The organism is Neisseria sp. HMSC065C04 (assembly GCF_001815375.1).
Classification (GTDB): Bacteria; Pseudomonadota; Gammaproteobacteria; order Burkholderiales; family Neisseriaceae; genus Neisseria; species Neisseria flavescens_D.
In genome coordinates, this window is the sequence record NZ_KV820414.1 from 47,981 (window position 1) to 57,905 (window position 9,925).

Here is a 9,925-nt window from a genome sequence, read left to right on the forward strand (position 1 = left end):
CTCCAATTTTTAGTATCAAATCAATAGGTTTTAAGAAATTTGTCAGTTTAATTATGCTATAACTCTATCACTTAATTATTTAGTAGTGGAATAGGGCCGTGGGGACATACCCCAAGCTCTTTAAATTCTTTGAGAATAGAGAAATGCAGTACAAATACTTGGTAATGTAAATGCCACCTAAATTCTAAAAACTAGTAAAAGAGGTCCGTTTTAAGCCATAAGGGACCTGAAAACGGAAAGACCACATATCCTAACCTAATTATTAATATCAGCTTAATAATCAAGTAAGTCTTTCGCGGCTTATCGTATGCAGGAAAACTGCTACAATAAAATAACCATTAATAAACCATCCCTTGAATCTATTCAGTCTACCTGAAACCCAAAAAGCAGCATGCACATGGTTTTACAGAAACCCTGTAAACTGCAAAGCTATCTCTTTAGAAAACGCATAAGGAAAACAACATGAATCTAGCCATCACTGGCTCCAGCGGCAACATCGGCGGTATGGTCGCCCGTCATCTGAGCACATGCGGCCTGCCGCTTATCCTGCCGCTGCGTAACCCCGCCAAAGCGCCCAATCTCACGAACTGCGAGGCGCGGCGGTTTGCCTATGGCGATTTGGAGCTTGCTAAGCAGGCTTTAAATGGGGTGGACGTGCTGTTTATGGTGTCCGCCGCCGAAAGTCCGATGCGTGAACAGGAGCATTTGACTTTGGTGCAGGCTGCTTCGGAAGAGGGCGTGCAACACATTGTCTATCTCTCTTTCGCTCAAGCAGCGTTGGACAGCACCTTCACGCTGGCGCGTACCCATGCGGTTACAGAAAATGCAATCCGGCAAACAAATATGCGCTACACCTTTCTGCGCGACAATTTTTACAGCGAGATAATGGCAACGATTACCAACGCAGACGGCATCATCGCAGGTCCTGCCGACGACGGGCGCGTTGCCTACGTTTCGCAGCGCGATGTCGCCCAAGCGGCGGCAAACGTCATCGCAGACATCGCTTGCGACAATCACCACCACGATAATCAGACCTACACACTGACCGGTTCCCAATCATTAAGTTTTGTTGAAATAGCCGCCGTCTTAACCGAAATCACCGGCAAACTGCACTGCTACCACAATGAAACTGTGGAAGAAGCCTTCGCCAGCCGCAAAGCTGAGTATCCTGACACGCCCGATTGGCAGATTGAAGCCTGGGTTTCTACCTACACTGCCATTGCCAAAGGCGAGCTTGCTACCGTTTCAGACGACCTGCCGCAGTTGTTGGAACGCGCACCGCTTAGTTTTGAAGACGTAGTAAAGGCACAATATGCAAAATAATCTTGTCCCATTTATCGAATTTCGTGGCACAGGCAAGCATTATGACGGCAAATATGCTGTGCGTGATTTGGATTTGACCATTTATCAGGGTGAATTTTTCGTGTTGGTAGGTGGCTCGGGCAGCGGCAAATCCACCACTTTACGCATGATTAACGCGCTAATTGAACCGACCGATGGCAACGTTTATCTACACGGGAAACGGATTAAAGACTACGACATCCGCCAGCTCCGCCACCAAATTGGTTACGTATTGCAGCAGATCGCGCTTTTTCCCACTATGACCGTCGCGGAAAATATCGAACTCATGCCTGACGTACTGGGCTGGCCGAAAGCCGAACGCAAAACGCGTGTGAATGAATTATTGGAGCTGGTGGAACTTGACCCTGCGCACTACCGCGACCGCTATCCGCACGAACTTTCCGGCGGTGAACAGCAGCGCATCGGTATTTTGCGAGCCATTGCAGCCAAGCCCCAAGTTCTACTGATGGACGAACCGTTTTCAGCACTTGACCCGCTGGTACGCACCGTGCTGCAAGACCAAATTGCTATGATTCACCAAAAATTTGGCACCACTATCGTTTTCGTTACCCATGATATGCAAGAAGCCGCCAAACTCGCTTGCCGTATCGGTGTAATGCATAATGGCAAACTGGTACAAATTGGCACACCTGAAGAAATCAAAAAGCAGCCGGCAAATGATTATGTGCAATCGCTGTTTTCCACCGCCGACGCACCCGATGCCCAACGCATCATCAACCAATTCTTACGGTTGGATAAACAGGGACAGGAAGCTGTGAGAAGGGCAGTGTTATGATGGTGAAGGCCGTCTGAAACCTCTTTCAAGGCGCTAATACCTTGCTGTAAAGCAAACATAAACATCTATTATTCAACGTACTAAACATAAAATTTAAAACTATGTTCTCATCCCTAAACGTTACCCCGGCAGAACTCTGGCAAATGCTGCTTACGCATTTATGGCTTTCCGGCCTGGCTTTGCTCGCGGCAGTGGCAATTGCGGTGCCTGCCGCCGTGTTGTTTGCGCGCAGACAGCGGGCAGCGGAAGCGGTATTGCAGTTTACCAATATATTGCAAACCATTCCGTCTTTGGCGCTGCTGGGTTTGCTGATTCCGTTTGTCGGTATCGGTTCACCGCCCGTCTTGATTGCGCTCACGCTATACGCGCTGTTGCCTATTTTTCAAAATACCTATTTGGGGCTGACCCAAATCGACCAATCGATTCAAGATGCGTACACCTCATTCGGACTATCGCGCTGGCAATCATTGTGTCGGATTGAGCTGCCGATGGCTTTGCCTGCCATGATTTCGGGCATTCGTACGGCGGCGGTGCTGATTGTCGGCACGGCAACACTGGCTGCTTTAATCGGTGCAGGCGGTTTGGGCAACCTGATTCTGCTCGGCATTGACCGCAACAACATGACAATGACGTTTACCGGCGCATTACTCTCCGCGTTATTGGCTGTCGGTGTAAGCGGCATTATCGGGCTGTTGCAGAAATCGCGACGCAAGTTGCCGATTATTCTTGCATTGGCGGTGGGCTTCGGCGCACTCGGTCTGTCGCAGATTTCATTTACACCTGCCACAAAAAACGTGGTGGTTGCCGGCAAAATGGGGAGTGAGCCGGATATTCTGATTAACATGTATAAATTATTGATTGAACGTGAGAATTCGAACGTGAAAGTCACAGTCAAACCTAATTTTGGCAAAACTACTTTCCTGTTTAGCGCACTGAATAGTGGCGAAATCGATATTTATCCTGAATTCACCGGCACAGTGCTGGAAGCCTTAGTACAAGTACCAACTGAACAGAAGAACCGCCATCTGTCGCCAGATGAAACCTATCAACGGGGCAAACAATTATTGGCGGAACAATATCAGTTAGAGTTTCTGCCACCAATGTCTTATCAGAACACTTATGCGTTGGCAGTCAAAGAAAGCTACGGCGCGGAGCACCAACTGAATACAATCAGCGACTTGAAGCAGGTAGCGCCCGATATCCGAGTAGGTTTCTCACTGGAATTTATCGACCGAGAGGATGGCTATAAAGGCATGCAGGCAGCCGGTATCACGCTAAAACATATTGTTAGCTTGGAACCTGCCTTACGCTATACGGCATTGTTGAATGACAAAATCGACCTAGTGGAAGCCTTTTCCACCGATGCAGAATTGAAACAATATCGATTGCGCTTACTGAAAGATGATATTTCCCTGTTCCCCGCCTATCAGGGCGCACCGCTGATGAAAGTAGAATTTGCTGAAAAAAATCCTCAAATTGTGACCGCACTTAACCGACTGGCGGGAAAAATTAGCGAAGAGGAAATGAGCGAGATGAACTACCACGTGAAAGTGCAAGGCGAAAGCGCGGAAAATGTAGCGCGGGATTATTTGGAGAAAAATGGGTTGTTAGGAAAGTAAAATTGGCAGTAGGCTACCTGAAAGCATCAGATTCTTAGGGAGGTATTATGAAAGCCGTAAAAATCTACCAAGCCGGCGGTCCGGAACAACTGATTTATCAAGACGTGCCAACACCTGATATCAAAGAGGGGTGGTCACTGGTAAAAATCAAAGGCTTCGGCATCAACCATTCCGAGATTTTCACGCGTGAAGGCAAATCGCCGTCTGTCCAATTTCCGCGCATCTTGGGCATTGAATGTGTAGGCGAAGTGGTGCAAAGTTCCACACCTGCACTGGCGGTTGGACAAAAGGTTGTCTTCTATTATGGGAGAGAAATGGGGCGCGCCTTTGACGGCAGCTACGCCGAATATGTGTTGCTGCCAAACGAGCAAATTTACCCCAAACATACCGATTTGGATTGGACAGCCCTTGCCGCAATTCCCGAAACTTACTACACCGCGTTCGGCTCATTACAGCAGCTTCGTATCGCGCCGCAAGATCGTGTATTGGTGCGTGGTGCCAGCAGCGGTGTGGGCATAGCCTTTGCAAAGCTTCTTAAAGTACGGTTTCCGCATATCGTATTACACGGTTCAACGCGTAATCCTGCCAAAGCTACCCATCTGCAAGCAGTCGGATTTGACGAAGTGATTACTGAAGCCGATGGCAAACTACAAACCGACCAAAGCTATGACAAAATTCTGGAATTGGTCGGGCCGGCAACTTTGTGTGATTCTTTCACCCGCATCAACGAATACGGCATCGTCTGCAATACAGGGCAGCTAGGTAATATATGATACGTAAACGGTTTTGATCCGATTATCGAACTCAAAAACAACAGCTATCTCACCGCCTTTCATTCGGGCAATGTGTCGCAAGCCAAGCTGGATGCGATGTTTGACTATATCTGGCAATTTAATGTGAAAATCTTAATTGAACGCGTGTTTACATTGGAACAAGTTCCCGAAGCCCACCATTTTTTGCAAAGCGCGGACGGGTTTGGGAAAGTGGTGGTAGTCAATGAATAGGGCTATCTAAAATTCTATCAAAGAAATTTAATCATGCTTTGGAATAAAACTGTGATCTGAATTGGTTTCATGGATATTGATAAAGAGAAGGCCGTCTGAAATTCTTCAGATGGCCTTTTATATTTGAATTATGTAAGTGATTGTACAACTAGAAGAAACAGGACTTAGCAGGCTAAAATACTAGTATTATGAATTTAACATAATATAAAATATGGGACCGTTTCCTATTCTTACATCAAATTCGCTTTTTGTTCCTGATTGTTAACTGAGAGTTAATGATACTCTAGAGAGTGGGTCAATAGTACTTCAATTTTTGGTATAGAATCAATAGGTTTATAAGAGAAATTTGGCAGTTTAATCTTGCCGTAACTCTACCACTTAATTATTGGTTAGTGGAATAGGGTAGAGAGCAGGGAGCCTTAGTACGATACCAACTACTTTCAACTCATAGACTGTCGCCCTATCACTGATAGTAGGTGTAATGGAATAGGGTGGCACTAAGATTTTAAATTACCTAAATACAACCGACGGTCTGCTTCCCGTTAATCCTTCCCCCTTTACCGCCAGCATCTTCACAGATACTATATTAAGTTCATTGTCATAATTGAATAACCAGCCTGATCAAAGTGAATACTCTTAAGTGAGGAAGGTCGTCTGACGATGAAATGAAAAACACTCAAATGCTTTTCAGACAACCTTGTGTTACAAACGGCCATGCTGTAATTGGCTTTTATAGAGAATGACCTTAAACGGTAATAATGTTGTACCATTCTAAATTTTTTAAACCACTACAATAAAACATGATGAAGCACACACCTATACCTTATGAGCGTCAGGAAATCATCCGACGTGAGCGCGAGTTGGCTAAATATGCCAATACTATGGACAGTTTGTTTTGCATTCCTTTTACCAAACAGGGGATAGGCGTTGATGCCATATTATCGATGATTCCCTTTGTTGGGGATATTGCCGGACTTTTTCTGACGATGAAGGCTTTTCGTATGGGACGGGAGTTGGGCGTGCCGGATCATAAAATGCGTCCTGCTGTATATCTTGCTTTTGCCGATATGGTGCTCGGTATGATTCCTGTTGTCGGTACACTTATCGATATTTTCCTGCAACCGAGCCGCCGTACTTTGAAAATCATCAATGAATATGTGCGCAGCGAGTATGGTATAGACAGCGATCTGCATCTAGAGCGACCATTTATGCATTTGGCTTTGGAGAAGAAACAGCAACAATCAGATTTTTGGCAAAAACCTGTTTCTGCTTGGCTTTATATGCATATACCTGATTTTTTCGGTTTGATTGTATTGGTGCTAATGGGGTGGATAACGGTTGCAATGAGTAAATGGATATGGAGCGGTATAACTCATCTGTTCAGTGTTGTTGCCGGTTGGTTTTGAATGTTTGTGAGAGGTAAGGAAGAAAAGGGGATATTAGGCACGAAAATAGCTGAAAACTCGTGTTTTTGTTGGCTTTTGAAGGAAAGACAGATCGATAGAGTACGAAGCAAGATGTGGAATCTGTAAAGAAACCATTTCAGACAGCCTAAAGTTAACGTCCCTTGCTGTTTTTAAGGTAAGCATTACAACTTAAAAAATTAGATAAGGAAACTTTATGAATAAAATGCTGGTTTTTATTTTTATATTATTGTATTTGTTTATAGGTATTGTTGATAGAACAGGGGAATTTGACAATAATTATATATTTTTTTTTAAAAAGCCGTGGTTTTTTCAAAGCATATACTACGACCCCATAGGAGATCGTGATATACAAGATGTACCTAAAGAGCAATTGAAACAATACCTATTATATTGTAATGCTAATATTTTTAATGAATTTCCATGTACTGTAGAGATACAAGAGGAAACTAAAAAATATTTGAGTGAACATTAATTTTAGAGATCCAAAATCATTTAGTAAAATATGGCAGGGGTAGATCGATATTGATGACTAGATGACTTACCGTTATACGGCACAGTTATCTGAATACTCGAATCCCTAAGATATTATAGGGGTGTTTTACCCGAACCATCAGGTGGAATTCGTATTAGGCAGTGTAATGGCTGGTGATGAGGAAAGACTGCAGTAATATTTTAACATGCTATCCTGAAAGACAATTGGCTTTTCTTTCTTAAAACAAGAATGCTTAGATTGGGAAAGAGAATGTTTGACAGGATTAACCCATAAAGAAATTTCTAATAAAGAATGGAGAAAATGTTGAAAAAAAGCAAATTGCTATGGGAAATGAACACCCTTGCTTGCAGTTATGAAAAATAGACTAATCCTGTCGTTTCAAACATAGTGGTGCCAAAGCATTGTGACTCTGTATAGGGAATAAAGTAAGAGTAGTTTAGGTTGGCAACCCAATATTAATAAAGGTCACCTGAGACTTTTCAGACGACCTTCTTTTAAAGTGGAATCATGTTTAAAAAATTTGCTTTAATAACTATTTTGTTAACTATAATTTTTTCTTATTTTTATTTTAGATATAGCGCATATTGTCATTATAAAGAAAAGACTTTACCTAGTTATCAAGTTCCTAGTGATGGAGACCAATGCGAAAGGTTTAGCATAAGTGAAAATAAAAAAATTGTTGTTTGTCTGGATAGTATAGGAAATTTTTTAAGTATAGACGGTCTCAACTCCGGTATCTATTTATATGATGACCAAGGTAAATTGCTATCTTTTTATTATCTCTATAATGAAGTTTGGCAAGGAATGTCATTAGATTTGAACTTAGATGAAGAAGGTATATTCGATTTAGGCCTATATGCTCAAGCAGAATCCTTTTCTATAAACCCATATATTTTCCATAGGATAGAAGCAGAATTTATTGATAAGCTATGCCATAAATAAAAAATTAATATATTTATTTTCTAAAATTCAGGCACTTAAAAGATAAAAGAGGACCTTCCGGTATTTTTACCCTTCAAAGAATATCGTTTTAATCACAATTGAAGTAGTTTTGAAATAATAGGCAAAATTTATGAAAAATAGAAAAATAGTGAAATAGTTTGGTTTCTTTATATTGATATTTGGGTTAGTGGAATATTGGAGAATCAAGGATATTGGAAAGGAAATTAATAACCTGGATATAAATAGCGAATGCTACCAGAATAATGACTTTATTAAATATAACAATTATTCTTGTGGATTTTATTTTATAAACAAAATCTCAAAAGGATTATCTGATGATAAGGAATATGAATTTTGTGAAACTAGACATAGCAGAGAGGAAGAAAAAGTTGAAGAGATAATTAGATTTAAAAATAAATTATTACAAGATCAAAAGGCATTACAAAATAGAAAAATCTTTGCCTGCACAGGATGGAACGGCTTTAGGACAGCAATCTTTATTGCCGATGAAAAGGATAATTTGCTCTACTATTATCGAGATACATCCCCATTTGATTCAGAATGGGTTCCTGGAAATTTTGCAAGACTCTCTATCAATGACGAATATATCGGCTGGAGTGGCGGACCTGACGGCGGTCCTGTTGCTCCACTGTATCCCAACCTCCTTCAACGGATAGATGCAAAAATTATACAGTGGCTGGTTAAATTGTTTTATTAAACAGGAAGCGTTCCCTTTGAACTAACTCTCAGTTTATCTTTTACCAAATTTATGATGAAAAAACACAAGAAATAGGTAACCAACTATCTGCAAGAAAAGTGCAGATGAGTCCTTCCTCTGCTACAGGAACAGCTAGTCGACCAAAGAGAGATAACGGTGCAAAATATACATCTCCCCAATTAAGGCAGAGAAAGGAGGTAAAGCGAGTAAATTCTGTGGATGGGAAGCCTGTTACAGTGGTTAAGGAGAATAGAGGGATACATGATCAAAATGAAACAAAAATTAATAAACTTCATCCTCAATTTTAAGATAAAGTGAGAAGGTTTATTAAAAAAGTGTATGAACAACATCAAATTAAATTAAGAATTGTGCAGGGATATAGGACATACAGAGAACAGGATGAATTGTATGCCAAAGGGAGAACAATGCCTGGATCAATAGTAACAAATGCAAAAGGAGGGCAAAGTAATCATAATTTTGGACTCGCAATAGATGTGTTTCCAATTTGGCAGGATGGCAGACTCCACATGAAAAAGGAAGATGATGCAGAGAATATTAGATTACTGAAATAATTGCACATATAGAAATTGAAGAGGGGTTAGCATGGGGAGGACATTGGAGAAAATTTAAGGATTATTCTAATTTCGAATTGAAGGTTGGTAAAAATATGGCTCAACTAAGAGCAGCTGTAAAAGCTGCTGGTGGCGATCCTTTAGCTGTTGAATATGATATTTAGATGTAGTTATTATGAAATTATTAAATATAATGCTAGCCATATTTACATTCTTTGTCTTATTATGTCAAAATGCATACGGAGTAAATTTAATTTTTACTTCTGAACTTGATGATGAAGAGTCAAGTTTAGAGGGAGGGGAACTAAAACTATTTAAAGATAGGTTAAATCATTGTTTTATTACTTCAACTTACTATGGGGAGACAGGTAAGTCTTTGTATGTATATAATTTTAAAAAGGGAAATAAGTTAAGTTCAGGTATATATAAAGAGTTTAGGTTTAAGGATGGTTATATTTCTAAAGATAAAAGAAATATATATATACTAATCAATAACAAAGAATTAAATATTAATCATACTGAGGTTAGGAATGATTTTACTAATTTAATTAAGAAGATACCTAAATCAATTATTATTAAAAATTGTAACAATTAATTGTCTTTATAATCTATAAGTAGTTTTATCATGATGCCGTCTGAAAAATACTTTCAGACGGCTTTCCTCCGTCAAAAGCAGTCAATGCCGCTTACCGTGTCGAAATCACCGCTACCTCGACCGATTCCTCGCTGCCTCTGTCTTCCTACCTCAACCAACACGCAGCATTTGAGATTCGTCTGCAGGAAGGCTTACTGTCGGAAGTGGCCGGGGCATTCGGGTCTGCTTCAGACGATCCCCCGGCGAAGCAATGGCAGGGCATTATCACCTCATGCGAGAAGTTGTCGGTATCCAAGGATGAAACCGTTTACCGCTTTGTTTTAGAGCCGCGCTTCGCGGCAATGAAACATTTCCAAACTTCTCGGCTGTTTCAACACCAAACTGTTCCCGACATCGTTGCCGCCGTCTTCAAACACCA

At 41.2% G+C, this 9,925-nt stretch carries 12 protein-coding genes; all 12 read left to right on the top strand.

What is annotated here, in order from left to right; genetic code table 11:
* Positions 1 to 462 precede the first annotated feature (462 nt).
* Positions 463 to 1,323, top strand: coding sequence for an SDR family oxidoreductase (locus HMPREF3022_RS06390; RefSeq protein WP_049332593.1), 861 nt, complete (start codon positions 463 to 465; stop codon positions 1,321 to 1,323).
* Complete coding sequence (locus HMPREF3022_RS06395) at positions 1,313 to 2,137, top strand: ABC transporter ATP-binding protein (protein ID WP_070765301.1); 825 nt, start codon at positions 1,313 to 1,315, stop codon at positions 2,135 to 2,137. Before HMPREF3022_RS06390 ends, HMPREF3022_RS06395 begins: the two co-directional genes overlap by 11 nt.
* 101 nt (positions 2,138 to 2,238) lie before the next feature.
* On the top strand, positions 2,239 to 3,756 hold the full coding sequence (locus tag HMPREF3022_RS06400) for an ABC transporter permease/substrate-binding protein (RefSeq protein WP_070765302.1): 1,518 nt from the start codon (positions 2,239 to 2,241) through the stop codon (positions 3,754 to 3,756).
* Between the two features lie 47 nt (positions 3,757 to 3,803).
* Positions 3,804 to 4,529 (top strand): alcohol dehydrogenase catalytic domain-containing protein, encoded by a 726-nt coding sequence (locus HMPREF3022_RS06405; RefSeq protein WP_210399660.1) that lies wholly within the window; start codon positions 3,804 to 3,806, stop codon positions 4,527 to 4,529.
* A gap of 24 nt (positions 4,530 to 4,553) precedes the next feature.
* The gene (locus tag HMPREF3022_RS11795) at positions 4,554 to 4,760 is read left to right on the top strand and encodes a zinc-binding dehydrogenase (protein WP_283119049.1); all 207 of its coding nucleotides are present in this window, start codon (positions 4,554 to 4,556) and stop codon (positions 4,758 to 4,760) included.
* An 803-nt stretch (positions 4,761 to 5,563) separates the two neighbouring features.
* Positions 5,564 to 6,166, top strand: a complete 603-nt coding sequence (locus HMPREF3022_RS06410; RefSeq protein WP_070765305.1) for a DUF4112 domain-containing protein — start codon at positions 5,564 to 5,566, stop codon at positions 6,164 to 6,166.
* Between the two features lie 214 nt (positions 6,167 to 6,380).
* Positions 6,381 to 6,659 carry a hypothetical protein gene (locus HMPREF3022_RS06415; protein WP_049332600.1) on the top strand — a complete coding sequence of 93 codons (279 nt, stop codon included), beginning with the start codon at positions 6,381 to 6,383 and terminating at the stop codon, positions 6,657 to 6,659.
* A gap of 528 nt (positions 6,660 to 7,187) precedes the next feature.
* Entirely contained in the window at positions 7,188 to 7,622 is a 435-nt protein-coding gene (locus tag HMPREF3022_RS06420; protein WP_049332601.1) for a hypothetical protein, read from the top strand.
* A gap of 187 nt (positions 7,623 to 7,809) precedes the next feature.
* Positions 7,810 to 8,340, top strand: a complete 531-nt coding sequence (locus tag HMPREF3022_RS06425) for a hypothetical protein (RefSeq protein WP_239669554.1) — start codon at positions 7,810 to 7,812, stop codon at positions 8,338 to 8,340.
* A gap of 335 nt (positions 8,341 to 8,675) precedes the next feature.
* Positions 8,676 to 8,912, top strand: a complete 237-nt coding sequence (locus HMPREF3022_RS11800) for a M15 family metallopeptidase (RefSeq protein ID WP_283119048.1) — start codon at positions 8,676 to 8,678, stop codon at positions 8,910 to 8,912.
* A gap of 175 nt (positions 8,913 to 9,087) precedes the next feature.
* Positions 9,088 to 9,507 carry a hypothetical protein gene (locus tag HMPREF3022_RS06435; RefSeq protein WP_070765303.1) on the top strand — a complete coding sequence of 140 codons (420 nt, stop codon included), beginning with the start codon at positions 9,088 to 9,090 and terminating at the stop codon, positions 9,505 to 9,507.
* 137 nt (positions 9,508 to 9,644) lie between these two features.
* Positions 9,645 to 9,925, top strand: a 281-nt coding sequence (locus HMPREF3022_RS11715) for a contractile injection system protein, VgrG/Pvc8 family (protein WP_283119050.1), incomplete at its 3' end; no start/stop codon positions are given.

Bases quoted from the DNA above. Each gene is read 5' to 3' on its own strand.
- HMPREF3022_RS06390 (WP_049332593.1), top strand. From the start codon at position 463: ATGAATCTAGCCATCACTGGCTCCAGCGGCAACATCGGCGGTATGGTC.
- HMPREF3022_RS06395 (WP_070765301.1), top strand. From the start codon at position 1,313: ATGCAAAATAATCTTGTCCCATTTATCGAATTTCGTGGCACAGGCAAG.
- HMPREF3022_RS06400 (WP_070765302.1), top strand. From the start codon at position 2,239: ATGTTCTCATCCCTAAACGTTACCCCGGCAGAACTCTGGCAAATGCTG.
- HMPREF3022_RS06405 (WP_210399660.1), top strand. From the start codon at position 3,804: ATGAAAGCCGTAAAAATCTACCAAGCCGGCGGTCCGGAACAACTGATT.
- HMPREF3022_RS06410 (WP_070765305.1), top strand. From the start codon at position 5,564: ATGAAGCACACACCTATACCTTATGAGCGTCAGGAAATCATCCGACGT.
- HMPREF3022_RS06415 (WP_049332600.1), top strand. From the start codon at position 6,381: ATGAATAAAATGCTGGTTTTTATTTTTATATTATTGTATTTGTTTATA.
- HMPREF3022_RS06420 (WP_049332601.1), top strand. From the start codon at position 7,188: ATGTTTAAAAAATTTGCTTTAATAACTATTTTGTTAACTATAATTTTT.
- HMPREF3022_RS06435 (WP_070765303.1), top strand. From the start codon at position 9,088: ATGAAATTATTAAATATAATGCTAGCCATATTTACATTCTTTGTCTTA.